Origin of the sequence: Actinoallomurus sp. NBC_01490 (assembly GCF_036227085.1) — a bacterium.
Classification (GTDB): Bacteria; Actinomycetota; Actinomycetes; order Streptosporangiales; family Streptosporangiaceae; genus Actinoallomurus; species Actinoallomurus oryzae.
Map to the genome: position 1 here is coordinate 1417267 of NZ_CP109433.1, position 25959 is coordinate 1443225.

The 25959-nt window shown below is 71.3% G+C and carries 25 protein-coding genes; 11 read left to right on the forward strand and 14 right to left on the reverse strand.

Features of this window, described 5'->3' with window-relative positions; all coding sequences use genetic code 11:
* Positions 1 to 95: 95 nt before the first annotated feature.
* The 3 genes from OG417_RS07190 to OG417_RS07200 form a co-directional block, all read right to left on the reverse strand.
* Positions 96 to 767, reverse strand: coding sequence for a response regulator transcription factor (locus OG417_RS07190; protein ID WP_329251500.1), 672 nt, complete (start codon positions 765 to 767; stop codon positions 96 to 98).
* A complete protein-coding gene (locus tag OG417_RS07195) occupies positions 764 to 2212 on the reverse strand; it encodes a sensor histidine kinase (protein WP_329251503.1) in 1449 nt (482 codons plus the stop codon). Before OG417_RS07195 ends, OG417_RS07190 begins: the two co-directional genes overlap by 4 nt.
* A 370-nt stretch (positions 2213 to 2582) precedes the next feature.
* The gene (locus OG417_RS07200; RefSeq protein WP_329251506.1) at positions 2583 to 2921 is read right to left on the reverse strand and encodes a MerR family DNA-binding transcriptional regulator; all 339 of its coding nucleotides are present in this window, start codon (positions 2919 to 2921) and stop codon (positions 2583 to 2585) included.
* 110 nt (positions 2922 to 3031) lie between these two features.
* Here OG417_RS07200 and ahcY (OG417_RS07205) point away from each other — a divergent pair, with 110 nt between their 5' ends.
* Both ahcY (OG417_RS07205) and ahcY (OG417_RS07210) read left to right on the forward strand, forming a co-directional pair.
* Positions 3032 to 4459 (forward strand): adenosylhomocysteinase, encoded by a 1428-nt coding sequence (gene ahcY / locus OG417_RS07205; RefSeq protein WP_329251509.1) that lies wholly within the window; start codon positions 3032 to 3034, stop codon positions 4457 to 4459.
* Between the two features lie 143 nt (positions 4460 to 4602).
* Positions 4603 to 5856 (forward strand): adenosylhomocysteinase, encoded by a 1254-nt coding sequence (gene ahcY / locus OG417_RS07210; RefSeq protein WP_329251512.1) that lies wholly within the window; start codon positions 4603 to 4605, stop codon positions 5854 to 5856.
* Positions 5857 to 6020: 164 nt separating this feature from the next.
* Here the strand turns inward: ahcY (OG417_RS07210) and OG417_RS07215 are convergent, their stop codons facing one another.
* Entirely contained in the window at positions 6021 to 6566 is a 546-nt protein-coding gene (locus tag OG417_RS07215; RefSeq protein ID WP_329251515.1) for a dihydrofolate reductase family protein, read from the reverse strand.
* Between the two features lie 60 nt (positions 6567 to 6626).
* A complete protein-coding gene (locus OG417_RS07220) occupies positions 6627 to 7586 on the reverse strand; it encodes an RNA polymerase subunit sigma-70 (RefSeq protein WP_329251517.1) in 960 nt (319 codons plus the stop codon).
* 81 nt (positions 7587 to 7667) lie between these two features.
* Here OG417_RS07220 and OG417_RS07225 point away from each other — a divergent pair, with 81 nt between their 5' ends.
* A complete protein-coding gene (locus tag OG417_RS07225) occupies positions 7668 to 8240 on the forward strand; it encodes a GNAT family N-acetyltransferase (RefSeq protein ID WP_329251520.1) in 573 nt (190 codons plus the stop codon).
* Between the two features lie 39 nt (positions 8241 to 8279).
* Here OG417_RS07225 and OG417_RS07230 read toward each other — a convergent pair whose 3' ends face one another.
* Positions 8280 to 8738, reverse strand: coding sequence for a winged helix-turn-helix transcriptional regulator (locus tag OG417_RS07230; RefSeq protein WP_329251522.1), 459 nt, complete (start codon positions 8736 to 8738; stop codon positions 8280 to 8282).
* Positions 8739 to 8824: 86 nt separating this feature from the next.
* On the opposite strand from OG417_RS07230, the gene OG417_RS07235 reads away from it, so the two are divergent.
* Positions 8825 to 10018, forward strand: a complete 1194-nt coding sequence (locus OG417_RS07235) for an MFS transporter (RefSeq protein WP_329251525.1) — start codon at positions 8825 to 8827, stop codon at positions 10016 to 10018.
* Positions 10015 to 11082 (forward strand): LacI family DNA-binding transcriptional regulator, encoded by a 1068-nt coding sequence (locus OG417_RS07240; protein ID WP_329251527.1) that lies wholly within the window; start codon positions 10015 to 10017, stop codon positions 11080 to 11082. The genes OG417_RS07235 and OG417_RS07240 overlap by 4 nt, the downstream gene beginning before the upstream one ends.
* Here OG417_RS07240 and OG417_RS07245 read toward each other — a convergent pair.
* The gene (locus tag OG417_RS07245; protein ID WP_329251530.1) at positions 11057 to 11722 is read right to left on the reverse strand and encodes an NADPH-dependent F420 reductase; all 666 of its coding nucleotides are present in this window, start codon (positions 11720 to 11722) and stop codon (positions 11057 to 11059) included. The genes OG417_RS07240 and OG417_RS07245 overlap by 26 nt on opposite strands.
* A gap of 98 nt (positions 11723 to 11820) precedes the next feature.
* On the opposite strand from OG417_RS07245, the gene OG417_RS07250 reads away from it, so the two are divergent.
* Together OG417_RS07250 and OG417_RS07255 are read left to right on the forward strand one after the other, a co-directional pair.
* Positions 11821 to 12198 (forward strand): winged helix-turn-helix transcriptional regulator, encoded by a 378-nt coding sequence (locus OG417_RS07250; RefSeq protein WP_329251532.1) that lies wholly within the window; start codon positions 11821 to 11823, stop codon positions 12196 to 12198.
* 4 nt (positions 12199 to 12202) lie between these two features.
* Positions 12203 to 12763, forward strand: a complete 561-nt coding sequence (locus OG417_RS07255; RefSeq protein ID WP_329251535.1) for a hypothetical protein — start codon at positions 12203 to 12205, stop codon at positions 12761 to 12763.
* Here OG417_RS07255 and OG417_RS07260 read toward each other — a convergent pair.
* Entirely contained in the window at positions 12756 to 13694 is a 939-nt protein-coding gene (locus OG417_RS07260) for an RDD family protein (RefSeq protein WP_329251538.1), read from the reverse strand. The genes OG417_RS07255 and OG417_RS07260 overlap by 8 nt on opposite strands.
* Before the next feature lie 74 nt (positions 13695 to 13768).
* Between OG417_RS07260 and OG417_RS07265 the strand changes: the two genes are divergently transcribed.
* A complete protein-coding gene (locus tag OG417_RS07265) occupies positions 13769 to 14767 on the forward strand; it encodes a stage II sporulation protein M (protein ID WP_329251541.1) in 999 nt (332 codons plus the stop codon).
* A gap of 138 nt (positions 14768 to 14905) precedes the next feature.
* On the opposite strand, the gene OG417_RS07270 is transcribed toward OG417_RS07265, so the two are convergent.
* The 5 genes from OG417_RS07270 to OG417_RS07290 all read right to left on the reverse strand — a co-directional run bounded on the left by OG417_RS07270 (position 14906) and on the right by OG417_RS07290 (position 20315).
* Positions 14906 to 16198 carry a DUF58 domain-containing protein gene (locus OG417_RS07270; RefSeq protein WP_329251544.1) on the reverse strand — a complete coding sequence of 431 codons (1293 nt, stop codon included), beginning with the start codon at positions 16196 to 16198 and terminating at the stop codon, positions 14906 to 14908.
* Positions 16199 to 16208: 10 nt separating this feature from the next.
* Positions 16209 to 17135 (reverse strand): AAA family ATPase, encoded by a 927-nt coding sequence (locus OG417_RS07275; RefSeq protein WP_329262163.1) that lies wholly within the window; start codon positions 17133 to 17135, stop codon positions 16209 to 16211.
* A 74-nt stretch (positions 17136 to 17209) separates the two neighbouring features.
* The gene (locus OG417_RS07280; protein WP_329251546.1) at positions 17210 to 18397 is read right to left on the reverse strand and encodes a DUF4350 domain-containing protein; all 1188 of its coding nucleotides are present in this window, start codon (positions 18395 to 18397) and stop codon (positions 17210 to 17212) included.
* Positions 18394 to 19092, reverse strand: a complete 699-nt coding sequence (locus tag OG417_RS07285) for a DUF4129 domain-containing protein (RefSeq protein ID WP_329251550.1) — start codon at positions 19090 to 19092, stop codon at positions 18394 to 18396. Before OG417_RS07285 ends, OG417_RS07280 begins: the two co-directional genes overlap by 4 nt.
* Entirely contained in the window at positions 19041 to 20315 is a 1275-nt protein-coding gene (locus tag OG417_RS07290) for a glycerophosphoryl diester phosphodiesterase membrane domain-containing protein (RefSeq protein ID WP_329251553.1), read from the reverse strand. The genes OG417_RS07285 and OG417_RS07290 overlap by 52 nt, the downstream gene beginning before the upstream one ends.
* Before the next feature lie 331 nt (positions 20316 to 20646).
* Between OG417_RS07290 and mtrA the strand changes: the two genes are divergently transcribed.
* The 3 genes from mtrA to OG417_RS07305 are packed head-to-tail and all read left to right on the forward strand — an operon-like array spanning position 20647 to position 24699.
* Positions 20647 to 21324, forward strand: a complete 678-nt coding sequence (gene mtrA, locus OG417_RS07295) for an MtrAB system response regulator MtrA (RefSeq protein WP_285579099.1) — start codon at positions 20647 to 20649, stop codon at positions 21322 to 21324.
* 7 nt (positions 21325 to 21331) lie between these two features.
* Complete coding sequence (gene mtrB / locus OG417_RS07300; protein ID WP_442875663.1) at positions 21332 to 22960, forward strand: MtrAB system histidine kinase MtrB; 1629 nt, start codon at positions 21332 to 21334, stop codon at positions 22958 to 22960.
* Positions 22957 to 24699: an LpqB family beta-propeller domain-containing protein gene (locus OG417_RS07305; protein WP_329251556.1), complete on the forward strand. Its 1743-nt coding sequence runs from the start codon at positions 22957 to 22959 to the stop codon at positions 24697 to 24699. Before mtrB ends, OG417_RS07305 begins: the two co-directional genes overlap by 4 nt.
* On the opposite strand, the gene OG417_RS07310 is transcribed toward OG417_RS07305, so the two are convergent.
* Complete coding sequence (locus tag OG417_RS07310; RefSeq protein ID WP_329251559.1) at positions 24687 to 25520, reverse strand: ComF family protein; 834 nt, start codon at positions 25518 to 25520, stop codon at positions 24687 to 24689. The genes OG417_RS07305 and OG417_RS07310 overlap by 13 nt on opposite strands.
* Positions 25521 to 25959 lie beyond the last annotated feature (439 nt).

Below are 25959 nucleotides of genomic sequence, written 5' to 3' on the forward strand. Positions count from 1 at the left end.
AGTGTGTCCAATGCGGAGCGATATGTCACGCGCACGCGTTGTAGCGCCGCGCCCCCGATACCGACGTCCCGGCGCGGCCTGCTCGGATGAGTCGGCTACTCGTCCGTGGCTCCGGGGACGACCAGGCCGGACTCGTAGGCGAGCACCACGGCCTGGGCGCGGTCGCGCAGGCCCAGCTTGGTGAACACCCGGGCGACGTGGGTCTTCACGGTGTGCTCGCTGACCACGAGGCGTTCGGCGATCTCGGAGTTGGACAGGCCGCCGGCGATCAGGCCGAGCACCTCGGTCTCGCGCGCCGTGAGGTTCTCCAGCTCCGGTGCGCGTTGCGGCCGAGCCCGCCGCTGGCGGGCGAACTCCCTGATCAGTCGGCCCGTCACCTGCGGGGCCAGCAGGGCGTCGCCGCGGGCCACCACGCGGACCGCCGAGACGAGGTCGTCCGCGGTCGAGTCCTTGAGCAGGAAGCCGCTCGCCCCGGACGACAGGGCGTCGTAGACGTACTCGTCGACGTCGAACGTCGTCAGGACGAGGACCCGGGTCGCGGCGTTGGCGGGGTCGGAGAGAATGCGCCGGGTCGCCTCGATGCCGTCCATGCCGGGCATGCGGATGTCCATCAGGACGACGTCGGGGCGGTGGGTCTCGGTGAGGCGTACGGCCTCCCGGCCGTCACCGCCCTGCGCGACGACGTCGATGTCGTGCTGGGCGGAGAGGAGTGCGGCGAAGCCGGCGCGCACGATCGTCTGGTCGTCGGCGATCAGCACTCGAATCATGAACGCCGATTCTGGCCTACCGGAAGCTCGGCCTGCACGGCGAATCCGCCTTCTGTGCGCGGACCTGCGGCGAAGCGGCCACCGAGCATCGTCGCCCGCTCGCGCATCCCGACGAGCCCGTGTCCCATCGCCTTCGTGCGGTCTTCCACCCTCGTGACGGGCATGGGCGATCCGTCGTCGGTCACGCGGACGGCGAGCCGGTCGCCGAGGTAGTTCAGCTCGACCCGCACCCGTGAGCCGGGCGCGTGCCGCCGGGCGTTCGTCAGCGCCTCCTGGACGATGCGGTACGCCGACAGCTCGATCGTGGTCGACAGCGGCCGTACGGCGCCGCCCACGCTGAGCTGGGCCTCCCCGCCGGCGCCCCGATGACTCTCGATGAGCTCGTTCAGCCGGTCGAGGCGCGGCTGCGGCGTCACCTCGGGTTCGGTGCCCGGCTCGGCGCGCAGCACGCTGAGCAGCCGCCGCATCTCCTCCAGCGCCTCGCGCGCCGCGCCGGCGATCTCGCCGAAGCCCTTCTTGGCCTCCGGCGACAGCGTGCGCATCGTGTACGGCGCGGTCTCCGCCTGCACGGCGATCATCGAGACCGAGTGCGCGACGACGTCGTGCAGCTCCCGCGCGATGCGTGCGCGCTCGCGCAGCACCGCCTGCTCGTGCTGCACGGCGTTCAGCCGGGTCAGGGTCTCGCTGTTGCGCTCGCGCTCCTCGTCCATGCTGGCCTCGGCGGTCTCCACCGTACGGCGCGCGTCGCCCAGCCCGAGTGCGGCGACGACGGCGACGAACGAGGCCGGCCAGGGGATGCCGTCCAGGCTGCCGGAGGCGAGGTACACGACGCCGACGGCGACGACGCTGCCCACGCCGAGCACGCCGGTGGACTGGCGCGGCAGCTGCTGGGCCAGCAGGTACAGCGTGTACAGCCCGGCGAAGGCCGTCGTGGCGAGCAGCGGCTGCCCCGACAGCAGGCTCGCGGCGAGGGCGCCGAGCGTGATGGCCGCCGCCGGGCGCAGCGACTCCCGGCGGAACATCAGCGGCACGGTCGAGGCCAGCGCGAACCCGCCGAGGAGGCTGACCGCCTGCCGGTGGTGCAGCGGGATCTCGAACAGGGCGCCGAGCGCGAGCACGGCCCCGGTGACGGGGCCGTACCACCAGGATCGGCCGAACCGGCGCCAGGCGTGCAGCCAGCGCAGCAGCGGTGGCGTGCGCGGCGCGGGTGCGGGCGGGCCGGGCCGGGCGTACATCGTGCCGCCGGGCGTGCGGTGAGAGGGATCGGGCGGCGCGCTCCGGCCGTACAGGGACGCGACCAGGCGGCCCGTGAGCGGCTTGAGCAGGCGGCCGATGCCGGTGAGGATCCACAACAGCACCTGACCCACGGCGGTGACCACCTGGGCGGCCAGACGCCACGCCGCGGGGCCGGCTTCGTGCAGGAAGTCAGGTTTGTCGCTAGCCACCCTTTATCTTCACCTCCCAATGCCGGTGTTCGCCTCACCGTACGGAGCGATTTACCCCTCCCCGAGAGTGGGCCGGTGTCCACCTGGAGGACGATGCGAGGTCCCTCCTACAGGCGGACGCGCGGACGGGTACGGGCGGCGTAGCTTTTTGAGCGTGACAAGGGCGCGGCGTCTCCGTACTAGGGGGTCCGGGGGCGCCGGCCCGGGTCCGCCATCCGACCTTCGGGGGTGCGGATGGCGGCCGGTCTCCCTCGCCGGGTGGCCGTCGACCGTCCGAGGTCTCCCGCGGGAACTCCCCGTGGACGGCGCGATCGGGCACACCATGGGCTGGGGTCTCCCCGATCCGGCCACCCAGGCGAGGGTCTGACTTCTACCGTCGGCCGCGCAGCAGGCGCAGGGCCTTCTCCTTCTCGAAGTCCAGGGCGCGCGCCGGCGGGGGTGACAGGCGGCCGACGCGTTCGCCCAGCTCCCGCACTGCCGCCCGGACGTCCGGTTCGGCCAGCACGCGCAGCCCGAAGGCCAGCTCTCCCGGGCTGATGTCGTACCGCTTCTCCAGCGTCAGCGCGAGCGCCACCGCCCGCAGCTCCTCGTCGCCGAAACGCCGGTGTCCCCGGGGCTCACGGATCGGCGGTAGCAGACCGAGGGCCTCGCGGTAGCGGAGCATGCGGGGCGAGGTGCCGAGCCGCTGTGCGGCCTCCGTGATGCGCATGGGATCTATTCTGACAAATCAATGTTAGAAACGGCACCCGGCTCGTGCATGGCTCGACCTTCCGCGCCTAGACTCGCTCGTGACACCGAATCCAGGGGAGTTAACCAAGCATGGACTACAAGGTCGCCGATCTGTCGCTGGCGGCGTTCGGCCGCAGGGAGATCCAGCTCGCCGAGCACGAGATGCCGGGCCTGATGGCCGTCCGCAGGGAGTACGCCGAGTCCAAGCCGCTGCGCGGTGCGAAGATCATGGGCTCGCTGCACATGACGATCCAGACCGCCGTGCTGATCGAGACCCTGGTCGAGCTGGGCGCCGACGTGCGCTGGGTGAGCTGCAACATCTTCTCCACCCAGGACCACGCCGCCGCGGCGGTCGTGGTCGGTCCGGACGGCACCCCCGATGACCTGCGGGGTGTGCCGGTGTTCGCCTGGAAGGGCGAGACGCTGGAGGAGTACTGGTGGTGCACCGACCAGGCGCTGTCCTGGCCCGACGGCACCGGCCCGAACATGATCTTGGATGACGGTGGCGACGCGACGCTGCTGGTCCACAAGGGCGCGGAGTATGAGAAGGCCGGTGCGGTGCCGTCGGCGTCGGAGGAGGACCCGGAGGAGTGGAAGGTCATCCTCGACCTGCTGCGCCGTACGGTCGACGGCTCGGGGCGCTGGACCAGGACCGCCGAGCGGATCAAGGGTGTGACCGAGGAGACCACGACCGGTGTCCACCGGTTGTATGAGATGGCCAAGGCGGGCACGCTGGCGTTCCCGGCGATCAACGTCAACGACTCGGTGACCAAGTCCAAGTTCGACAACAAGTACGGCTGCCGGCACAGCGTGATCGACGGTCTGAACCGCGCCACCGACGTGCTGATCGGCGGCAAGGTCGCGGTCGTGTGCGGCTACGGCGACGTCGGGAAGGGTTGTTCGGACGCGCTGCGCGGCCAGGGCGCCCGGGTCATCGTCACCGAGATCGACCCGATCTGCGCGCTGCAGGCCGCGATGGACGGTTTCCAGGTCACGACGCTGGACGACGTCGTGGAGACCGCCGACATCTTCGTGACGACGACCGGCAACTTCAACATCATCACCGCCGACCACATGGCGCGGATGAAGCACCAGGCGATCGTCAGCAACATCGGCCACTTCGACAACGAGATCGACATGGCCGGCCTGGCGAAGATCCCCGGGATCAAGAAGGAAGAGGTCAAGCCGCAGGTCCACACCTGGACCTTCGAGGACGGCCACTCCATCATCGTGCTGGCCGAGGGCCGCCTGATGAACCTGGGCTGTGCCACCGGCCACCCGTCGTTCGTGATGTCGAACTCCTTCACCAACCAGGTGATCGCCCAGATCGAGCTGTTCACCAAGACGGAGAACTACCCGGTCGGCGTCTACACCCTGCCCAAGCACCTGGACGAGAAGGTCGCCCGTCTGCACCTCGACGCGCTCGGCGTCAAGCTGACCACGCTCACCAAGGAGCAGGCCGCCTACATCGGCGTCGACGTCGAGGGCCCGTACAAGTCAGACCACTACCGGTACTGATGTACTCATCGCTGGAGAGGCGAGCCGCCGAGTGAGAAGGCGAGCCCGACCATGAAGCTTGGAGAGGCGAGCCGCCGAGCGAGCGGAGTGGACGGCCGAGGTACGAGGTTGTCCGCGGAGCGAGTGAGAAGGCGAGCCCGACCATGAAGTACGACGTTTCGGACCCCGGGCTCGCCGAGTCCGGGGTCCGGCGTATCGAGTGGGCCGACCGATCCATGCCGGTGTTGCGGCGGATCCGTGAGCGGTTCGCCGCCGAACGCCCGCTGGACGGCATGAAGGTCGCGGCGTGCATGCACGTCACCACCGAGACCGCGAACCTCATCCGTACGCTCCAGGCCGGCGGCGCCGAGGTCGCGCTCGCGGCGTCCAACCCGCTGTCGACGCAGGACGACACGGCGGCGGCGCTCGTGGAGGAGTACGGGGCGGCCGTCTTCGCCCGGCAGGGCGTCGACCGTGACGGCTACTACCGGCACATCCACCAGGCGCTCTCGATCGGGCCGGACCTCGTGCTGGACGACGGCTGTGACCTGGTCAACACGCTGCACACCGAGCGTCTCGACCTGGCCGGCGGCGTACGTGGCGGCTGTGAGGAGACCACGACCGGCGTCATCCGGCTGCACCAGATGGCCCGCGAGGACGCCCTGCGCTTCCCGATGGTGGCGGTCAACGACACCGACACGAAGCACATGTTCGACAACCGGTACGGCACCGGCCAGTCCACCCTCGACGGCATCGTCCGTGCGACGAACACCCTGCTCGCCGGCAAGACGATCGTCATCGCGGGCTTCGGCTACTGCGGCCGTGGCCTGGCCGAACGCGCCCGCGGCATGGGCGGCCGGGTCGTCGTCACCGAGATCGACCCGGTCAAGGCGCTGGACGCGGCCCTGCAGGGCTTCCGGGTGCAGCCGATGTCACGCGCCGCCGAGGACGGCGACGTGTTCATCACCGTCACCGGCAACACCGACGTGATCCGCGCCGAGCACTTCGCCCGCATGAAGGACGGCGCGATCCTGGCCAACTCGGGCCACTTCGACGTGGAGGTCGACGTACGGGCGCTCGCCGACCTGGCGGTCGAGGTCCGCCACGAGGTACGCCCGCAGGCGGACGAGTACGTCCTGGCCGACGGGCGGCGCCTGGTGCTGCTCGCCGAGGGCCGGCTGGTGAACCTGGCGGCGGCCGAGGGGCACCCGGCCGCCGTGATGGACATGTCGTTCGCCGACCAGTCGCTCACCTGTGAGTGGCTGGTCACCCAGGATCTCGCCCCGGGGGTGTACGAGGTGCCGGAGGCGATCGACACGGAGGTCGCCCGGCTCAAGCTGGCCTCGATGGACATCGAGATCGACGCCCTGACCCCGGACCAGGAGGTGTACCTGTCCTCCTGGCGGCGCGGCTCCTGAGACGCCGCTACGGCGCTGAGCGATGAATGACCCCAGAGTCGGTGCGGGCTTGCTTGCGATCTCATCCGGGGCCACTCCTCGCGCCCCCCAGGTCCGCGCCGCGCAGGTCCGGGCTGGTCAGGTGCGGTGTACGGTCGAAGAGCACGAGGGCCGGCCCGTGGGCCTCATCTCTGCATCTCGTAGGTCAGCTTGACGATCTTCGAAAAGGTCTTCACGCCCGCGAGCCTCAGCTTGGCATCCTGCCCCTCCCGGAAGAATTGCTTCCCACTCCCGGCGATAAAGGGGTAGACCGTGAGGTCGATGACATCGATCAGCTGCTCTCGCAGAAGCGTCTCCCCGAACTGGCCGTGGCCGAAAAGTAGCAGGTTCCCGCCGTCTTGCTGTTTGAGGCGGGCCACCTCGGCGACGGCATCGGCCCGGACGATGGTCGAGTTGTTCCAGTCGGCCCTCTCAAGCGTCGAGCTGAACACGTATTTCGGGATCGTCGTGAGTCGGTCGGCCCACATCGGCTTGTGGTCTGTGTGACCGTCGTACAGTTCCGCGAATGCTTCGTAGATGCGGCGCCCGAACAGGATCGCGTCGCAGGCCGTCAACAGGCCCAGACCGTCCCGCAGATAGGCATCATCCTGGTACTCGGCCACTCCCATGCCCACCGGGTCTTCAACGACACCGTCCGCCGAGGTCAGAACGTACTCGATCACTTTCCGCATAGCGCTAACCCTCCTGATTCGGTTACCGCTACCTACGAATGAGAGGCCTCGAACTCATCGCTACTGCTCGAAGAGCGCGAACAGCTTCGGGTCCCGGTAGACGAGCAGGTGGGACAGCAGGCCGGCTGCTCCCCCCGTGAGCACATGGAGCGTGTTGGGCTGCACACCGTCGTCGGTGACGTGATAGAGCAGCAGCCCTGGTTGATGATTGGCCGAGATGAGACGCGTCTGCCGGCGGGGGCCACGCCGACGGAAGAGGTCTTCCATGAATGCCCGGTACGGAACCTGGCCGCGCAACCACTGTAGAACCGGCGGCATCTCGAAGACGACATCCGTTGTTACCAGCCGCTCCAGTGCCGCTGCGTCCCCCGCTTCCAAGGCTCGGGCGTACTGCTCGACCAGGGCGGCTTCGATGCTCCGTTGCTCAGGGCAGCCATCCGGTCGCGTCTGTGAGAGACGAGCTCGAGCGCGCTGGAGTGCGGAGTTGATCGCGGGTACCGAGGTGTCGAGTGCGGCGGCGGCGTCAGCCGAGGAGTACCCCAGCACCTCACGCAGAATGAAGACCGCGCGCTGTTGTGCTGGCAGCGCTTGCAGGAGAGCCGTCAACGCCAACCGGACGTCGCTGCCCCGCACCACAGCATCGGCGGTGCCATCCTCGCCCAACCAGCTTGACGGGGCCGGCTGCAGCCACGGGGTGTCGAACCGCGGGATCAGAGGGGCGCCCACCTCGAATCCAGGATCGCTGAGATCGCGCGGCAGCGTACGGCGGCTCGCGTTCCTAAGCCGATCCACGCAGACATTCCGAGCGATCCGAAACACCCATCCGGTCACGCTCCCTACTTCGGCGTCAAAGTCGCCCCGCGCTCGCCAGACCCGCTCAAGCACATCTTGGACGGCGTCTTCAGCATCGAACGGAGAGCCCAACATCTGATAGCAGAAGGCCCACAACTCGCGGCGGTGCTCGCCGAGGAAGCCATCCAGGACCCCCGTCCGTCCTCTGTCCACAGGACTAATATTCACTCACCGCAACAAGGTCGACGACCACACCCGGTCCGCATGGCGCCACCAGCCGAACCGCCTGGAGACGGAGATAATCGAGGGATGTCGATCTTTCTGGAGACCAATCGCCTGACACTACGCCGCTTCACCGAGGCCGACGAGGACAACCTGCTCGAGCTCGACAGTGATCCTGAGGTCATGCGTTTCCTCAACGGCGGCAAGCCGACTCCCCGCGAAGAGATCCGCGGCCAGATCCTGCGATTTCTCGACTACTACGAGCGGTTCGAAGGTCTCGGATTCTGGGCGGTGCAGGAGAAGGTCACCGGACGGTTTCTGGGCTGGTTCCACTTCCGGCCGCGCAAGACCGGACCACGGGACGGCGAGATCGAGCTCGGCTATCGGCTACGCAGGTCGGCCTGGGGCAAGGGTTACGCCACAGAGGGGTCGCGCGCGCTGATCCGCAAGGGTTTCATCGAGTTGGGGGTGGAACGAGTGGTCGCCGAGACAATGGCGGTCAATCTCGGCTCCCGGCGCGTGATGGAGAAGGCCGGTCTGACACTCGCGCGTACCTTCCATCGCGACGGACTGGACGCCGTCGAAGGCTCCGAGCACGGCGTGGTCGAGTACGCGCTGACCAAAGCCGATTGGGAGCACGAGCTTCGAGGCATTCGCTAAGCCACCTGCTCATCGACGTCCTCACCGAGGCTTCGCTCTCTACCGGACCTTCCGTACGTGGGCGGTGTCGGCGTCGAGGAGGGTGCCGTCGGCGCCGGTCGGCGCGATCTCCGGCACAGGGGCGCCGTGCCGGTCCACGAGTGTGGAGTGGATCTCGCCGGGGGCGAAGGCATGGCGTTCTCCCCACTGCCGCAGGGTGACGATGACGGGGAAGAGGTCGCGGCCCGCGTCGGTGAGCACGTACTCCTGGCGGCGGCCCGACGGTGCGGTGCGCTGCGCGAAGACCCCGTGAGCGGTGAGCTTGCGGAGGCGGTCGCTCAGGATGTTGCGAGCGATGCCGGTGCGTCGCTGGAACTCGGTGAACGATCGTGCCCCGTCCATGGCGTCACGGATGACGAGAAGGCTCCACCTGTCGCCGACGAGGTCGAGCGTACGCGCGACGGGGCAGTCGGGGTCGGTCCAGCCGGGGTCCGGAACGCACATGGTGGTGCGCGGCATGACACCTCCCGATCGGTTGCGGATTGAAACCATCATGCCGTACGGTCAAATCGGTTGCAATCTGCTACTGATTGGATTGGAGTGCGATGGACGTGTGGCGGCGGTCGCTGCTCGCGCTGGTATGTGGCGTCGCCGTGGCGAGCATCTACGCCGCGCAGCCGATTCTGGAGCCGATGGGACGCGATCTCGGCGTGCCGCCGGAACTCACCGGGTGGATCGTCGCGACCGGCCAGTTCGGCTACCTGGCGGGGCTGGTGCTGCTGGTGCCGCTCGGCGATGTGGTCGACAGGCGCCGGCTCATCGCCGTGCACCTGACGCTCGTCGCGGTGGGCGCGCTCCTGACGGCCACGGCGTCAGCCGCATGGGCGGCGTTCGTGGGGCTCGCGGCGGCCGGGGTGTTCGCGGTCGTGGTGCAGACCACGGTGGCCTACGCCGCGTCGGTCTCGCCGCCGGCCGAACGCGGACGGAACATCGGTGCGGTGACCTCGGGCGTCGTGGTCGGCATCCTGGGCGCGCGGGTCGTCACCGGCATGCTCGCCGAGCTGTGGGGGTGGCGGAGCGTCTATGCCGTTCTCGCGGTGCTGTCACTCGGGCTCGCGGCCCTCGTCCTCGGCGTACTGCCGCCGGAGGAGCGCCCTCGCCGGCCCGCGGGGTACCGGCGGGCCCTGGCCTCACTCGGCGGACTTTTCGGGCAGCGCGTCTTCCTGACGCGCGGGCTCATCGCGTTCTTCTTGTTCGCATCGTTCGGAACCCTGTGGAGCGGACTGTCCCTGCCGCTGGCGGACACGCCATGGCGGCTGAGCGAGAGCCGGATCGGACTGTTCGGCATCGTCGGACTCGCCGGCGCGCTCGGCGCGGCGCGCGCGGGACGGTGGGCGGATGCGGGACGGGCGGCCCCGGTCAGCGGTCTCGCGCTCACCCTGCTCATCCTCTCGTGGGCGGCGATCGCACAGTTGCCGTGGTCACTGTGGCTCCTCATCGTCGGAATCGTCGTTCTCGACTTCGCGGTCCAGGTCGTGCACGTGAGCAACCAGCATGTGCTCACCGCCGCGCATCCGGATCGCACCAGCGGCGTCATCGGCGGCTACATGGTCTTCTACTCGCTCGGCTCCGCCCTCGGCGCGGCCCTGACCACCGCCGTCTTCGCCGCCCGCGGCTGGGCGGGTTCCAGTCTCCTCGGGGCCGGATTCGCGGCCTGCGCGCTGGCCGTCTGGGCGACCGGCAGGCGACCACCCCTCGGCAGCACGACCCCTCGATACGAGAAGGCGGGCACGCGATGACCTCACCAGGGCAACGGCATGCGACGCTGCGTGCGATCGCGCAGTCGGCCGGGGTCGATGTCTCGACGGTGTCCCGGGTACTCAACGGATCACCCGAACAGGCCCAGCGGGCCGCGTCCCGGCAGACCGCCGAACACATCCGCCAGTGGGCCGCCCGGCTGAACTACCGCCCCAACCCCCACGCCACCAGCCTGCGCACCCGCCGCAGCGACCAGATCGGCGTACTGGTCCCCCACCTCACCGACTTCGTCCTGGCCACCGTCTACGAAGGCATCGAGGACGCCGCCGCCCGCCACGGCAAGACCACCTTCGTGATGAACAGCCACGACCAGCCCACCAAACAACGCGAACGCACCGAACTGGCACTGTCCCGCCGCGTCGACGGACTCATCTTCGGCGACGCCCACACCGACGCCGCCTTCCTCGACGAACTCGCCGCCCAGCAAATCCCCTTCGTCCTGGTCAACCGCCACGCCGGCGACCACCCCGCCATCACCTGCGACGACTACCAAGGCGGCCGACTGGTCGCCGAACACTTCCTCCAACTCGGCCACACCCGAGTCGCCGTCATCGCCGGCGAACCCTTCGCCAGCACCGGCATCGACCGCACCACCGGCTTCTGCGACCGCTACCACCAAGCCGGCATCAACGTCCCCCCCTCACACATCATCCACTCCCACTTCGACGCCACCGGCGGACGCACCGCCACCGACCACCTCCTCCACACCCACACCCACACCCGCCCCACCGCGATCTTCGCCGTCAACGACTTCGCCGCCATCGGCGCACTCGGCGCCCTCCGCGACCAGAACCTGCGCCCCGGCCACGACATCGCCATCGCCGGCTACAACGACACCCCACTCGCCGCCCAACTCCCCATCCCCCTCACCAGCGTCCGCTCCCCCATGCACACCATGGGCGCCCACTCCCTCGAACTCCTCCTCCAAGTACTCGCCGGCCAACCCGCCCCCTCCAAACGCCTCACCCCGGAACTGGTCATCCGCGCCTCCACCGATCCCGCACAGCGTTCCGGCACCATCACCGGACTCCGTCCGGATGGCTGAGAGATTCGCCGGGCGAGGGCACATGCGGTACGGCGGAGCCCGGGTCGTGGCCGGCGAAGGCAAGACCGATGACGAACCCCGCGACCTCCTCGAGCTGGCGGGCGCGGTCCAGCGGCCCCAGCACGGCCGGTGCGCCGCCGACCGCGCGTACGAGCTCACCGACGACCTCCAGCGCCGCGGGGTCGTCGCCGCACATCGCCACGGTGACGGCCGCTTCGCCCGGTCTCGTCCACTGGCCGGAGGGGAAGAGATGGAAGGCCTTGACGACGTGCGCCCCCGGCGCCAGCCCGGCGATCCGCTCCGCCATCGAGCCGTCGTGGCCGGTGAGGAGCACGCCGACGCCGTGCTCGACGGGGTTCGTGGGATCGATGAGCGGTGTACCCGCCAGCGAGCCGCCGCCGGCGCCCGCCGCGCGCAGCATGTCCTCGACGCCGTCCCACGTCACGGCGAGCAGCACCGCGTCCCGCCCGGTGACCACCTCCCGCGGCTCGGCCGCGCGTACGCCCCGGCCCACCCGGTCGGCGAGCTCCCGCGCCCTGGCGTACGACCGCCCGCCGACCACGATCTCGTGTCCCGCCCGTGCCCAGCCCTCGCCCAGTGCCGCGGCGAGGGTTCCCGTCCCCAGGATTCCGATCCGCATCGTCGTTCCCTTCCTGTTTCCGGACCTCGGGCGGCCACAGTAGGAAAGGCGCCACGCACCGATCGGTGCGTATCGCGTGCGCGACGATGGTGAGTGAGATGAGCGAAGCCCACTGCTACGAGCTGATCGCCGACTGCCGCCTGCGGGCGGCCACCGATCTGTTCGCCCATACATGGGACCCCGTCGTCCTGGCGGCCCTGCAGGGCGGGCAGCGCCGACGCCGCGAGTTGCGGGCCGCGATCGGCGGCATCAGCGACAAGGTCCTGACCGAGACGTTGCACCGCCTGTCCGCCAACGGCCTGACAGAACGCCACACCTATGCCGAGGCCCCGCCGCGCGTCGAGTACGGCCTGACCGCCCTCGGACAGAGCCTGGTCGAGGGCCCGATGAGGGCGCTCGCGCGCTGGGTGAACGAGCACGGTGACGAGCTCGCCGACGCCCAGGAACGCGCCGTACGGACGCTGCCCATAGATTGAAGCCATGCCGCGCGGGACGTACGTTCATGACTCGCAGGTCGAGGAGAGGTTCTCCTGCGCTCCGGACGGAGGGGGCTGGCGCTACACCGCCGAGCGCTCCGACGGCGGCGCCGTCGAGCTGATCGCCGACGGGCGCTGGCGGCCCGCCCGGCTCCAGGTGACCTCCGGCGAGCACGTGCTGCGCGGCGGCGCGGCAGGGGCCGAACTGCTGTGGGTCACCGGAGGGCGGGAGAGGTCGGCGCGTGCCGCCGGGTTCGTCGGTGAGTCTCCGGGGCTGCTCGTCGCCGTCGCCCGCTCGCTCGGCCTGGCCGAGGGCGAGCGAGCCGACGTGCGCCTCCTGGTGCTCACCGAGCCCGCGCTCGCGGTCCGTACGGTGCCGCAGCGCTGGGCGCTCACCGAGATCACCTGGCACGAGGCCGACGAGGCGCGGCTGCCGGTCGAACGCTATGAGATCACCGATCTGGAGACCGGGGAGATCTCGGAGTGCCACCTCGCCGGGGACGTCGTCGTGGCCGCCTCCGGGATCGAGCTGACCGGCCTGGACGATCCGCCGAACTTCACCTGACCCACTGCCCGGGCGGCAGGAACCGCGGCGCCGCGCCGGGGACCGCGCCGAGCCACTCGGGACCCGGCGCCGGGCCCGGGCCGTACGAGGGCGGCGGTGGCGGGGGCCCGCCCACCGGGATCATCGCCTGGGGCCCGATCGGCACCCCGCGGCGGTTGATCGCGTAGCGCCGGGCGGCGCGTTCGGCGAGCCGGATCTCCTCCCGGCGCCGGCGTTCGGCCAGGACCGCCGACAGGTAGATCTCCGGCCGGAAGCCCGGAGGCGGTGGCGGGCTGACGTAACGCAGGATCTCCGCCATGAGCCGGTCGCCCATCGCGTCGCGGACGCGGGGCGCCAGCTCCCAGAAGCGGGTGAGGTACTGCCGTGCGGCCATCGCCACGTTGTCCGGCAGCATGGCGAGCTCCAGCGACCGGGCCCACGGCGCGAGCGGCGGCGGCATCATGGCGACCGGCCCGAGGAAGACGTTGACCGGCACCCGGTCCTGAATGACGATCGTGCCCGCGAACAGGTCGCCGAGCCGCTTGCCGCGCTGGTTGAGCAGCGACGTGATGAGCGCGGGCGAGCCGAGCAGCGACCAGATCTCCAGGAACCCGGCCAGCGCGCGCACGAGGGCCTGCCGGAACCGCTCAGGGCCACCGTCGTCGCCGACGACCCGCAACCCGACCGCGAGCTTGCCCAGAGTGCGCCCGCGCGTCAGCGTCTCTGTGATCGTCGGATAGCCCACGAGCACGCCCACCATGAACACGATCGCCAGCCCCGCCGTCACGGCCGAGTCGAGCACCGTCGCCGACAGGCCGACGAAGATGAAGCAGATGTAGAGAATGAAGATCTGCAGCAGTATGTCGACGAACAGGGCCAGGGCGCGACTGGCCAGCCGCGCCACCCGGATGTCGAGTGCGACGGCCTCGCCGGTCACCAGTTCGATCGGCACGCGCCCTCCGGTCGGGAGTCTTTGAGAGACTGGTGGGGAATCCCCAAGAGTCTTTGAGAGTAGTCTGCCCGTTTGTGGACGTCGATGCTTTCGTGGCCGCGCACAACGCCGAGTGGCGGCGCCTGGAGCAACTGGTCAACCGGGGCTCGAGGAAGCTGAGCGGCGCGGAGATCGACGAGCTGGTCGAGCTGTACCAGCGGGCCGCGACCCACCTGTCGGTCGTACGCTCCAGCTCGCCGGAGCCCGCGCTGGTCGGCCGCCTGTCGTCGCTGGTGGCCCGGGGCCGCGCGGCGGTGACCGGCGCGCACGCGCCGATGTGGCGCGACGTCGCCCGCTTCCTCACGGTCTCCTTCCCGGCCACCGCGTACCGGGTGCGGTGGTGGTGGCTCGGTGCGGCGGTCATCTCCAACATCGTGTCGGTGGTCATCGCCATCTGGGTGGCCCGCAACCCGGACGTGCAGGCGTCACTGCTGTCACCGGCGCAGATCCGCGAACTCGTCGACCACGACTTCGCGAACTACTACACCGACCACGCGGCGGGCGCGTTCGCCTTCCACGTGTGGGTGAACAACGTGTGGGTCTCGGCCCAGGCGCTGATCTTCGGCATCCTGCTCGGCATTCCAACGATCTTCGCCCTGTGGGCCAACCAGCTGAACCTCGGCGTCTCGGCCGGCCTGATGTTCGCCCACGGCAAGGGCGCGATCTTCTTCGGCCTGATCCTGCCGCACGGCATGCTGGAACTCACGGCCGTGTACCTCGCCGCCGCGGCGGGCCTGCGCCTCGGCTGGACGATCATCGACCCGGGCCACCGCCGCCGCAGCCACGCCCTGGCCGAAGAGGGCCGCGCGGCGACGAGCATCGCCGTGGGGCTGATCATCGTGCTGGCGGTGTCGGGCGCGATCGAGGGCTTCGTGACGGGTCACGTGAACACCACGTGGCTGCGCATCGCCATCGGCGTGGTCGCCGAGGCCGCCTTCCTGACATACGTGATCGTCTTCGGCCGCCGCGCCACACGCGAGGGCGACATCGGCGACATGGAAGCCGTCCCCGACGCCGCCCCCGTCGCCGCCTGACGGCGTCCGGGGATTGGGCGTTCCAACACTGCTGAGCGTACGAGGGGGCTCACGGCCACCGGACGCGTGCAGTAGTGGAACCTGCCTGGCGCCGGTCACCGACCACGTGACCACCGTGGCCCTTGGCCGAGGGGCCGGTCAGAGGCGGCCGGCGGCCTTCAGGGACAGGTACGCGTCGGCCAGGGCCGGGGCGATCTCCTCCGGTGGGGCGTCGACGACCTCCACGCCGTACTTGCGCAGCTCCGCCGTCACGCGGCTGCGGTCGGCGCGGGCGCGTTCGGCGGCGGCGGCGTCGTACACCGCGCTCGCGTCGCCGCGGGCCGCGGCCATCTCGCTCACCCGCGGGTCGCTCACCGCGGCGACCATCACCAGGTGCTTGGCGGTGAGCTGGGGCAGCAGCGGCAGCAGGCCTTCCTCCATAGCCGCCGCGTTGAGGTCGGTCAGCAGCACCACGAGGCAGCGCTGCCGTACGCGGGCCAGCAGCGTCGAGACCATGCCCGCGGCGTCCGCCTCGATGAGCTCCGGCTCCAGCGGCGCCATGGCGCGGACCATCGCGGGCAGCAGGTTCGTGCGCGTGCTGCCCTCCACCCGGGCGCGGACCTGCCGGTCGTAGGCCAGCAGGTCCACCCGGTCGCCCGCCCGCGAGGCGAGCGCGCCGAGCAGCAGGGCGGCGTCCATCGAGCAGTCGAGCCGCGGGATGTCGCCGACCCGGCCCGCGGCCGTACGGCCGGTGTCCAGGACGAGGTAGATGCGGCGGTCGCGTTCGGGCCGCCACGTGCGGACCACGACGTCGCTCCGCCGCGCCGTCGCCCGCCAGTCGATGGACCGTACGTCGTCGCCGTCCACGTACTCCCGCAGCGAGTCGAACTCCGTGCCCTGCCCGCGGATGAGCGCGACGTGCTGGCCGGTCAGCTCCCGCAGGCGGGAGAGCTTGGCCGGCAGGTGCCGCCGCGAGGGGAAGGCCGGCAGGACGCGTACGGTCCAGGGCGCCTGCCGGGAGAGCTGGCGGGCCGCCAGCCGCAGCGGCCCGTACGAGCGGATCGTCACCGAGACGGCCCGGCGGTCGCCCCGGCGCGTGGGGACGAGGCGCATGTCGAGACGGCGGCGCTCGCCCGGCGGCACCGACAGGCGGGCCGAGCGCGGCGTCGCGCCGGCGCTGGGCGGCCAGGCGTCGCGTACCTCGGCGCGCAGCCGTCGGGTACCGGGGTTCTCCACGATGAGGGAGACCGAGGCCTCCTCGCCGAGCCGGACGTTCGTGTCACCGGAGCGGTGCAGGCCGAGCGCGCGAACGTTGCCCGCCAGCGCCAGGTCGGCCGCGATCAGGGCCACGATCAGGGCGTTCACCAGGAGCAGCGTCCACCAGCTCGGCACGATGACCATCACCGCCGCGCCGAGCAGCGCCAGGAGACCGGTACGGCCGGTCAGCGCCATGCCGCGCTCCTCAACGGGGCGCGGGGACGGTGGTGAGCACGCCGTCGAGCACGCCGTCGGTCGTCGCGCCCTCCAGCTCGGCCTCGGGCCGCAGCTGCACGCGGTGGCGGAGCGTCGGCCGGGCGAGGGCCTTCACGTCGTCCGGGCGCACGTAGTCGCGGCCCGACAGCCACGCCCACGCCCGCGCCGTCGCGAGCAGCGCGGTCGCGCCACGGGGGGAGACGCCGAGCTGGAGAGAGGGCGACTGCCGCGTGGCCCGGCACAGGTCGACGACGTAACCGCTGACCTTCGGGTCGACCCGGATGCGGCGTACGGCGTCGCGTCCGGCCGCCAGGTCGGCCGGCCCGGCGACCGGCTTGATCCCGGCCGCGTCCAGGTCGCGCGGGTCGAACCCGGAGGCGTGCCGCTGGAGTACGGCGATCTCCTCCTCCCGCGAGGGCACCGGCACGGTCAGCTTCAGCAGGAACCGGTCGAGCTGCGCCTCGGGCAGCGGATAGGTGCCCTCGTACTCGATCGGGTTCTGCGTGGCGCACACCACGAACGGGTCGGGCAGCGGGCGCGGCACGCCCTCCACCGACACCTGCCGCTCCTCCATCGACTCCAGCAGCGACGCCTGGGTCTTGGGCGGCGTGCGGTTGATCTCGTCGGCGAGCAGGAGATTGGTGAAGACCGGCCCCTCGCGGAACTCGAACTCCGAGGTCCGGTTGTCGTACACGAGCGAGCCCGTGACGTCGCCCGGCATCAGGTCGGGGGTGAACTGCACGCGCTTGAAGTCGAGCCTCAGCGCCTGCGCCAGAGTGCGGATGAGCAGTGTCTTGGCGACGCCCGGCACGCCTTCGAGGAGCACGTGCCCGCGGCACAGCAGGGCGATGACCAGGCCGGTCACCACGGCGTCCTGCCCGACGACGGCCTTGGCGACCTCACCGCGCAGCGCCATCAGCGCGGCCCGGGTGTCCTGCGCCGGAACGTCGTCCGACGGCTCGACGCCGTAGATGTCAGATCCCTGTTCCGTCACGCGCTGCGAACCTGCCTTTCGAGTTCGTCGAGGTAGCCGGAGAGCCGGACCAACTCGACGTCGTCCATTGGTGGAGGACCGTACAGCGCCGCGCCGATGGCGGCGTGCGGCTCTCCCGTGTGCGCCGCGATGCCGGCGATGATCTCGTTCGCCATGGCCGGGTCGGAGGCGGCGCTCTTCGGCATGCCGAGTAGGGCGGTGAGGCGTTCGAGCGCCCCGGCGCGGAGCGCCAAGGCCGCGCGGTCACCGGCCCCGCGCGAGCGGTACAGCCGGGCGCGTCCCTCGACCGCCTCCGCCGAGCGCACCACCACGGGCAGCGGCTCGACCACCACCGGGCCCAGCCGGCGCGCCCGCCACAGCGCGACCAGCACCACCGCGATCACCGCCTGCAGCACCGCGAGCTTCACGCCGAACGGGACCAGCTCGGTGAACGACTTCTGCCCGCCGGCGCCGGGCGGCGGCGGGGACGGCAGCAGCCAGACGACGTTCGAGCGGGAGCCGAGGAGGTTCATGCCGAGCGCGGCGTCGCCGTCGTCGGTGAGGCGCTCGTTGGTGAACGGCTCGCCGGAACCGAACACCGTGACGTTCGCGCCGTTCACCGGCAGCTGGACCAGGCCCGGCCGCCCGTCCCCGATGTAGCACTTCGTCGCACCGGCGGGGGCCCGGTAGACCTGGCCGCCGATGAGGCCGATCGAGCCGGCGTTCGCCGCGGCGGGCAGCGAGCAGCCGGGGGAGATCGTGCCGGAGGTGACGCCGTCGGGCTCGACGCCGGGGGCGAGCTCGTCCAGCGTGTCGCCGGTCGGCTCCAGCAGCAGCCGGTCGCCGGGCAGGGCGCGCAGGGTGGCCAGGTCGGTGGAGGTCAGCCGGTCCGACCGCGCGATCACCAGGAGCGTGTCGGGGTTGGTGCTCAGCGCGCCGGCCGCCGCGGACACGCTGCGCGCCACGGTCACCGGGGTGCCGTGCTGCCGGGTGATCTCGACCAGCGCGCGGGTGCCCTGCTGCCCCGGCGACTCGGGGTCGAGGTAATCCGCGCGGACCGTCGGCCGCAGCGCGGCGAGCACCACGCCGATGACGGCCAGCGCCAGCAGAACGATGAGGACGCCGCGCGAGCGGCGCCAGCGCCGGCGCGCGACCTGGCGTGCGGTCTCGGGCGCGGCCGGGGGCGCCGCCTGGACCGCGGTCACGTGGTCCCCCCGGAGACGAGCGGGGCCGGGCGCGCGGCCCGCAGGCGCCGGTCGAGCTCGGTGAGGCGTCCGTACGCCTCGGCGTCGCCCTCGCGCCCGCCGTACCAGACGTCGTCGAAGATACGTACGCCGGCGGCGAGCTCCTCGGCGTGGTCGGGCAGCGCGGCGCCCGCCTCCGCCGCCAGCTCGTCGGCGGTACGGCCGGGGCGGGGTTCGACGATGACGCGTTCTTCGAGGTCGCGAGCGATGGCGCGCAGGCGTTCGCGGATGGCCTCGGGCCACTCGCCGGCCGCCGCGTGGCGTTCGGCGGCGGTGCGGTGGTCCTCGGCGGTCGTGTGCGCGTCGTCGAGCAGGCTCGTGCGTTCGGCCGCGCTGCGGCGCACGTTGCCGAGGCGCCACCACACGGCGGCGGCCACGAGGATCAGCAGCACCACCAGCACGACCAGCGCCGTCCAGCCCCAGCCGCCGCCGGCGTGCTCGCCCGGCGTATGGCCGAACAGGCTGTTCAGCCAGTCATTGATCTTGTTCAGGATCCGGTCGAGGAACGACGGCTTGTCACGCTGGTAGATCGGCTTCTGCAGCTCGCGGCGGGCGAGCTCGCGCGCCGCGTCGCGGCCGACGGGCGGTGCGGGGGCGTTGAAGATCACCGTGGCCATCCCGGTGGGGGAGGCGGAGGCGGCGCGGGCGCCGTCCACGGGACGGCGGTACGCCGTACCTTCGGCTGTGGGCCGGAGCCCGCGGCGGTGAGCGGTCCGGGCAGCCACGCGGCGAGCGGGTCGTCCGGCGGTCGCATCTGCAGCTCCAGGTCGAACGCCTCACGCCGCATGCGGCGGTCGGCGTACACGATGGCGATCACTCCGGCGTTGAACGGGTTGACCAGCGTGCCGGCGACGATGCGGCCGACCGCGCTCACGGCCAGCAGGGCGACCAGGAGCCCGCCGCTCGGATTGGGATGGACGTTCGCCACGATCTCCACGACGACGGTGAACGGCCCCGGAATGACGACGAACTCGGCCAGCACCGTGATCACCAGGGCGAGGAACAGGACGCCGAACGTGCGCCACCAGCGCCCGCGCACCATCTCCGCGGACCGGCGCAGCGAGGCGATCACCCCACGGCGCTCCATCACGAGGATGGGCGTGCTGAAGGCGAGCCAGATGTACGCCATCACCATCGCCACGAAGGCGAGCGGTGCGCCGAGGATCCAGGTGACGGCCTGGACGCCGACGGGAGCGTCGACCGCCACCGCGGCGATCATCGGGGTGAGCGGGATCGCCAGCGCCAGGAACACCGCGACGAGGACCGCCGTGGCCGCGCCGAACAGGCGCCCCAGGCAGGGCCGTACGGCGCGCCAGGCGTGGACGAGCGAGGTCGGGCGGCCCAGCAGCGTCCGCGCCATGACCGGCGCGAGCAGCCCGGAGAGCAGCAGCACGACGTACGCGGTGAGGAGCAGGCTGCCGGCGGAGATGACGAACGCCCAGCCCACCGACTTTTCCACGGCGCCCGGTGTGATCTCGGTACGGGCCTGCGAGCCGATGAGGAAGTACTGGGCGAGCGTGACGACGACCTCGACGACGGTCGTCATCGCCGCGGACATGCCCAGCGTGGCGCGGGGGTTGCGGCGGATGTAGGTGACCGCTCCGTCGAGGATCTCCGAGACGCCGAGCGGGCGCAGCGGGATCTCGGTCTCCAGCTCGGGCTCGTCGGCGGCCGGCTCGGGCGCGGGGGATACGGGCCGGTCGGACGGGGGCCTGTCGGCGCCCGGCGTCGCCCAGACCCCGTCGGACGGAGGTGTATCGGCGCCCGGTGTCGCGCGGGCCTCGTCGGACGGAGGCGTGTCGGCGCCCGGTGTCGTCCGGGCCCCGTCGGACGGAGGCGCGCCGGAGCCCGGTGTCCCCCAGGCCCGCGGGTCGGTCACGCTGCCCCCTCCGTACTGTCCCCTGTCGATACGGGGTGTCCCCTGTCGATACGGGCCATCCTGCCACGCTGAAGAGGGCCGCGTGATCGCGTGAGAGGACTCCCTGAAATCAGGTATCAATGGGGCAAAATAGGGATGCGGAACCACTGCGCCGGATCGATCCCCCCGAAAGACCCGCAGTGGAGCCGTCCGACAGCGACCAATCCCCACCAGGTCGGGAGAGCCGGTAATGGCGATCGTCACCGCGCGAGGGGTCGCCATATGGGGGATCAGAGGTAACCTTGGCCTGCTTGGGGGGACCCACCTCTTACAACTCCGGCGATGAGGGTACATGAAAGGACGCGTGCTGGTCGTCGATGACGACCTGGCTCTGGCCGAGATGCTCGGCATCGTGCTTCGGGGAGAGGGCTTTGAGCCGTCATTCGTGCACGACGGTGACAAGGCGCTCGAGGCGTTCCGGGAGACCCGTCCCGATCTCGTGCTGCTCGACCTCATGCTTCCCGGCATCGACGGCATCGACGTGTGCCGCCAGATCCGGGCCGAGGCCGGGGTGCCGATCGTGATGCTGACCGCCAAGAGCGACACGGTCGATGTCGTTCTGGGCCTCGAATCGGGCGCCGACGACTATATCGTCAAGCCGTTCAAGCCCAAGGAGCTGGTGGCGCGCGTCCGCGCCCGGCTCCGCCGTACCGACGACCCGACGCCCGAGCTGCTGCAGATCGGCGACATCGCGATCGACGTGGCCGGTCACTCGGTCAAGCGGGGCGACCGGCACATCCCGCTCACACCGCTGGAGTTCGACCTGCTGGTGGCGCTCGCCCGCAAGCCGCGCCAGGTCTTCACCCGCGAGGTCCTGCTCGAACAGGTCTGGGGCTACCGTCACGCGGCCGACACCCGGCTCGTCAACGTCCACGTCCAGCGGCTCCGGGCCAAGATCGAGAAAGACCCGGAGCATCCGGAGATCGTCGTCACCGTACGCGGCGTCGGCTACAAGGCCGGCCCGGCCTAGTCCGGCCGTGCGGATCCCCCTGAAGACGTCGGCCCGCCGCGGCCTGCGCGTGATCCGCCGTCTCGCCCGGGCCGCGCTGGGCGCGACGCACGCGCGCTGGCGGCGCTCGATCCGCGTGCGGGTGGTCACGACGACGCTGGTCGTCTCGGCGATCGTCGTTGCCGTGCTCGGGGTGTTCCTGATGCAGCAGATCACCAACGCCCTGCTCGAGGCGAAGGAACGCGCCGCGCTGCTCCAGCTCGACGACGGCGTGGGCATCGCCCAGGGGCAGCTCGCCACCGGGCCCAGCGACCCGGAGACGCTCAACAACGTGGTGACCACGCTCGCACGCCGCAGCGGCACGGCGGGCCTGTACGAGGTCATCCTCATCGACGACCGCGACCCGGGCATCAACGGCTTCTCCAGCAACTCGATCAAGCCCGGCAGCGTGCCCGTCCGCCTGCGGCTCCAGGTCGAGCGGGCGCCGGCCAGCACGCCGTACCGCACGTACGGCCGGCTGAGCTACGACGACGGCACCTCGGCGGCCGGACTGATCGTCGGCGCCAAGGTCAACGCCTACCAGATCTACTACCTGTTCCCGCTGACCCAGGAGCGGCAGAGCCTCGTGGTCGTGCAGCGCACGCTGTTCGGCGTCGGCGCGGCCCTGATGCTGCTGCTCGCGGCGATCGCCTCCCTGGTGACCCGCCAGGTCGTCATCCCCGTGCGCCTCGCCGCCCAGTCGGCCGAACGCCTGGCCGCCGGGCGGCTCGAAGAACGCATGAAGGTCGGCGGCGAGGACGACCTCGCGCGGCTCGCGACCTCGTTCAACGACATGGCCGCGAACCTCCAGGAGAAGATCGTCCAGCTCGAGGAGCTGTCGAAGGTCCAGCGCCAGTTCGTCTCGGACGTCTCCCACGAGCTGCGGACACCGCTGACGACGATCCGGATCGCCGCCGACGTGCTCTATGAGGCACGCGAGGAGTTCGACCCGCTGACGTCGCGGTCGGCCGAGCTGCTGCAGAGCCAGCTCGAACGCTTCGAGGGCCTGCTGACCGACCTGCTGGAGATCAGCCGGTACGAGGCGGGCGCCGCCACGCTCGACGCCGAGTCGATCGACGTGCGCGAGCTGGTGCTGCGCGCGGTCGGCGACACCGAGGGCCTCGCCGAACGCAAGGGCAGCAAGATCATCCAGCAGCTCCCGGGCGAGGCGACCATGGCCGAGGTCGACCGCCGCCGCGTCGAGCGGATCCTGCGCAACCTGCTGGTCAACGCGGTCGAGCACGGTGAGGGCAAGGACATCGTGGTGAGCGTGGCGGCCGACCGCGACGCGGTGGCCATCGCGGTCCGTGACCACGGATGCGGCCTGCGGCCGGGGGAGGCCCACCTGGTCTTCGACCGCTTCTGGCGCGCCGACCCCGCCCGCGCCCGCACCACCGGTGGCACCGGCCTGGGCCTGTCGATCTCCAAGGAGGACGCCCGCCTGCACGGTGGCTGGCTCCAGGCGTGGGGCGAGCCCGACCAGGGGTCGCAGTTCCGGCTGTCGCTGCCGCGGGTGGCAGGGGCCGAGCTGCGCGGGTCGCCGCTGCCGCTCGTCCCGCCGGAGATCGAGCTCCGGCGCGCCCCGTACGCCGAACTCAAACTGGAAGCCGACGCATGAGGCGAGGGCTCGCGCTGGTGACGCTCGTGCTGTTCGCGGTCACGGGATGCGCGAGCGTTCCCTCGGGAAGCCAGGTGGTCGGCGGCCGGGTGACGGGTCACCGGCAGCCGATCGACGATCCGTACGTCCGCGTCATCCCGGTCGGCCCCGGCCGCGACTGGGACCCCGGCAAGATCATCACAGCCTTCCAGGCCGCGTCGGGCAGCTTCGACGGCCCGAACGGCGACCACAAGGTGGCCCGGGAGTACCTCGCCTGCGGCGGATGCTGGCAGCCCGGCATCTCCACGGTGGTCTACGACCGGATCGAACAGACGTCGGTGCAGATCGGCGGCGCCCGCGCGTCGGTGACCGTGGAGGTCGACCAGCTCGGCAAGATCGGCTCGGACGGGCAGTACATCGCCGACTCGCACCGCCTGAAGGTGACGTACCAGCTCCGCCAGGACGCGCAGAAGCAGTGGCGGATCAGCTGGCTGCCGCAGGAGCTGCTGCTCAGCCGCAACGACGTGAACCGCGCCTTCCGCACGCTCGACCTGTACTTCTTCTCGCCCGACCGCCAGGTCAAGGTTCTGGTGCCGAACCCGGTGTTCATCCCGATGGTCAACCGGGCGTGGCTGTCGCAGCAGCTCGTGAAGCAGCTGCTCGGCGGCCCGACGACGTGGCTGCGGGGCGCCGCCGTCCGCACCTTTTTTCCCGACGGCACCCAGCTGCGGCGGCTGGACATCTCCGGAGGCCTGGCGACGGTCGACCTGAGTCGCCAGGCGCGCTCGGGCGACCTGCGCAACATGTCGATCCAGCTGATGTGGACGTTGCGGCAGCTGCGCGAGGTCGACCAGCTCAAGCTGGAGATCGAGGGCAAGCCCGTGGAGGTGCCCGGCGCCGGCGGGACGGTGCAGCCGGCGAGCGTCTGGGCCGGTTATGACCCCGACGGCCAGGGTGACGCGCCGCGAGGCTGGGTGCGCACCGCCGACGGACGGCTGGCCCGCCTCGACTCCTCCGTGCCCCAGGTGCTGCTGCCCAAGCTGCGCGTGTCCCGCCCGGCGATCTCCTACGACGCACGGCAGGTCGCCGCCGTGAGCAAGTCCGGCGACACGGTGACGGTGACGGACATGACGACGGGCGCGACCCGGGTCGTGCTGCACGCCAAGCTCGCGGGCGGCCGGTTCTGCAAGCCGTCGTGGGACCTGCACGGAAACGTCTGGGCGGTCGAGTCGAACTCCCGGGGCTCCCGCCTGTGGGAGATCACCCCCGGCACGACGAAGATCGCCGTCGACGGCTGGACCCTCGCGCCGTACCCGGTCCGTGGCCTGCGCATCTCGCGCGACGGCACGCGCGCCGCCGCGATCGTGCAGATGGGCCAGGTCTCCCAGGTGCAGCTGGGCCGCGTCGACCCGGCGCCGACGGGCGGCCTGCAGGCGGAGGGCTTCATCGCGATCAACTCCGACCTGTCGGCGGCCGTGGATCTGACCTGGCGCGACGCCGACCACCTGGCGGTCATCGGCGCGACCGACAGCAACCCGTCGCCCCTGCTCTACGACGTGCCGGTCGGCGGAGGCGCCATCCAGCCGATCATGGGCCCGGGCGGCGACATGAAGGCGGTGGCCGCCTACCCGGGTGCCCCGCTGCTCGTCGCCCAGCATGTGGCGAGCCCCCAGCCCCTGGACAACGTGTGCTGGCTCAGCGACAAGTACGGCGAATGGAAGTGCTACGACCGCACCTCCGCCCCCGCCTACCCCGGCTGACACGTGCCCCCCTGAGCGGTCGCCGCCCGGCCGCGCCCGGCCTGTGTGCTCTCCTGCCCTCCTGGGCCGTCGGGCCATCCCGGCGAGTGCCCCTCTCCTCGTGAGCGGCGTCGCGTGGCCGCGATCACGGCGCTCGCCTGTACGTCGGCACCGGCGGCGCGCAGGGCACGGGCCGCTTCGGCGAGGGTCGCGCCCGTGGTGACCACGTCGTCTACGACGATCACTCGCCGGCCTCGAAGGGCCACATGGGACTCCATGGCACCAACGAGGTTGAGGACGCGATCCGCGGCGGTCAGGCCGGCCTGGTCGGCCACGCGGCGCCGATGGCGCAGCGCCCGCACGCACACGGCCCTCGCCCCATCCGCAGGGCGGGTGTCGCGCGTTTCGCGTGCCGTCCGTCTCGCTGCCCGCCCTGCGGCCCCGCTTGTGGCCTGTCTCGCCGCCTCCTCGGCGATGCGCAGGGTCGGGTCGTGGCCCCGGCGCCGTACGGACGCCCTTGAGGAGGGCACAGGGACGAGGAGAAGCGGCCCGCCGGGATCGGCGGCCGTCGTCGCGGCGCGTGCCAGAGCGGCGCCCAGAGGCCGCGCCAGGCCGGACAAGCCGTGCTCTTTGTGCGCGATGATCAGTCGGCGGACCGGGCCGGCGTACGGCGCGACGGCGAAGGGCGGCGGCAGGCCCACGGGGAGGGGGCTTGGCAGGCACAGCCGGGCGGGACCGGCGAGATGGTCTTCGCAGGCGCGGCACAGAAGGCCGCCGGGCTCGCCGCAGCCCGCGCACGGCTGGGGAAGGAGCAGGTCAAGAGCTGCTGCGAGAAGCCTCATGTCTGTTGAGCCTGCCGGGCCGGCTGATGAGACACCAGCCCCGTCCACACCCTGTGGAAAACTCCGTGCCTCGCGGGCGGCGGGGGGAGGGCGCGCGGCGACACGCCGAAGCCGGGCGCGCGGCCATCTCGTCGGATGCGGCTACCAGCGGTAGCGGCTTATCGCCTGTCCGCCGCACGGGCGGCGGACACGGTGGGCGACCGGGTGTTCGCGGCGAGCGAGATCGGCTCACGCCGTCTCGGGGCATCGCGCAGGTGGCGACGGTGGGCCGCCGGGCGGCCGTACCGCCGTCCCCGTAAGGCGTGGCGGGCCGCGCCGCCCGCCCGAAACCCCGGGCGCCGATGACTATCCGTGGTTTTTCTCGGGGTCCCCACCTGACATTCATGGCGTAAGGGGTTAGCGTTCCTGACATGACACCCGCCCGGGTCCGTGGTTGCGC

What these genes read in the sequence shown, in the direction of transcription:
- OG417_RS07190 (WP_329251500.1), bottom strand. Translation starts at nt 767, where the DNA reads ATGATTCGAGTGCTGATCGCCGACGACCAGACGATCGTGCGCGCCGGC.
- OG417_RS07200 (WP_329251506.1), bottom strand. Translation starts at nt 2,921, where the DNA reads ATGCGCATCACGGAGGCCGCACAGCGGCTCGGCACCTCGCCCCGCATG.
- ahcY (WP_329251509.1), top strand. Translation starts at nt 3,032, where the DNA reads ATGGACTACAAGGTCGCCGATCTGTCGCTGGCGGCGTTCGGCCGCAGG.
- ahcY (WP_329251512.1), top strand. Translation starts at nt 4,603, where the DNA reads ATGAAGTACGACGTTTCGGACCCCGGGCTCGCCGAGTCCGGGGTCCGG.
- OG417_RS07215 (WP_329251515.1), bottom strand. Translation starts at nt 6,566, where the DNA reads ATGCGGAAAGTGATCGAGTACGTTCTGACCTCGGCGGACGGTGTCGTT.
- OG417_RS07225 (WP_329251520.1), top strand. Translation starts at nt 7,668, where the DNA reads ATGTCGATCTTTCTGGAGACCAATCGCCTGACACTACGCCGCTTCACC.
- OG417_RS07230 (WP_329251522.1), bottom strand. Translation starts at nt 8,738, where the DNA reads ATGCCGCGCACCACCATGTGCGTTCCGGACCCCGGCTGGACCGACCCC.
- OG417_RS07235 (WP_329251525.1), top strand. Translation starts at nt 8,825, where the DNA reads ATGGACGTGTGGCGGCGGTCGCTGCTCGCGCTGGTATGTGGCGTCGCC.
- OG417_RS07240 (WP_329251527.1), top strand. Translation starts at nt 10,015, where the DNA reads ATGACCTCACCAGGGCAACGGCATGCGACGCTGCGTGCGATCGCGCAG.
- OG417_RS07245 (WP_329251530.1), bottom strand. Translation starts at nt 11,722, where the DNA reads ATGCGGATCGGAATCCTGGGGACGGGAACCCTCGCCGCGGCACTGGGC.
- OG417_RS07250 (WP_329251532.1), top strand. Translation starts at nt 11,821, where the DNA reads ATGAGCGAAGCCCACTGCTACGAGCTGATCGCCGACTGCCGCCTGCGG.
- OG417_RS07255 (WP_329251535.1), top strand. Translation starts at nt 12,203, where the DNA reads ATGCCGCGCGGGACGTACGTTCATGACTCGCAGGTCGAGGAGAGGTTC.
- OG417_RS07270 (WP_329251544.1), bottom strand. Translation starts at nt 16,198, where the DNA reads ATGGCGCTGACCGGCCGTACCGGTCTCCTGGCGCTGCTCGGCGCGGCG.
- OG417_RS07275 (WP_329262163.1), bottom strand. Translation starts at nt 17,135, where the DNA reads ATGGCGCTGCGCGGTGAGGTCGCCAAGGCCGTCGTCGGGCAGGACGCC.
- mtrA (WP_285579099.1), top strand. Translation starts at nt 20,647, where the DNA reads ATGAAAGGACGCGTGCTGGTCGTCGATGACGACCTGGCTCTGGCCGAG.
- OG417_RS07305 (WP_329251556.1), top strand. Translation starts at nt 22,957, where the DNA reads ATGAGGCGAGGGCTCGCGCTGGTGACGCTCGTGCTGTTCGCGGTCACG.
- OG417_RS07310 (WP_329251559.1), bottom strand. Translation starts at nt 25,520, where the DNA reads ATGAGGCTTCTCGCAGCAGCTCTTGACCTGCTCCTTCCCCAGCCGTGC.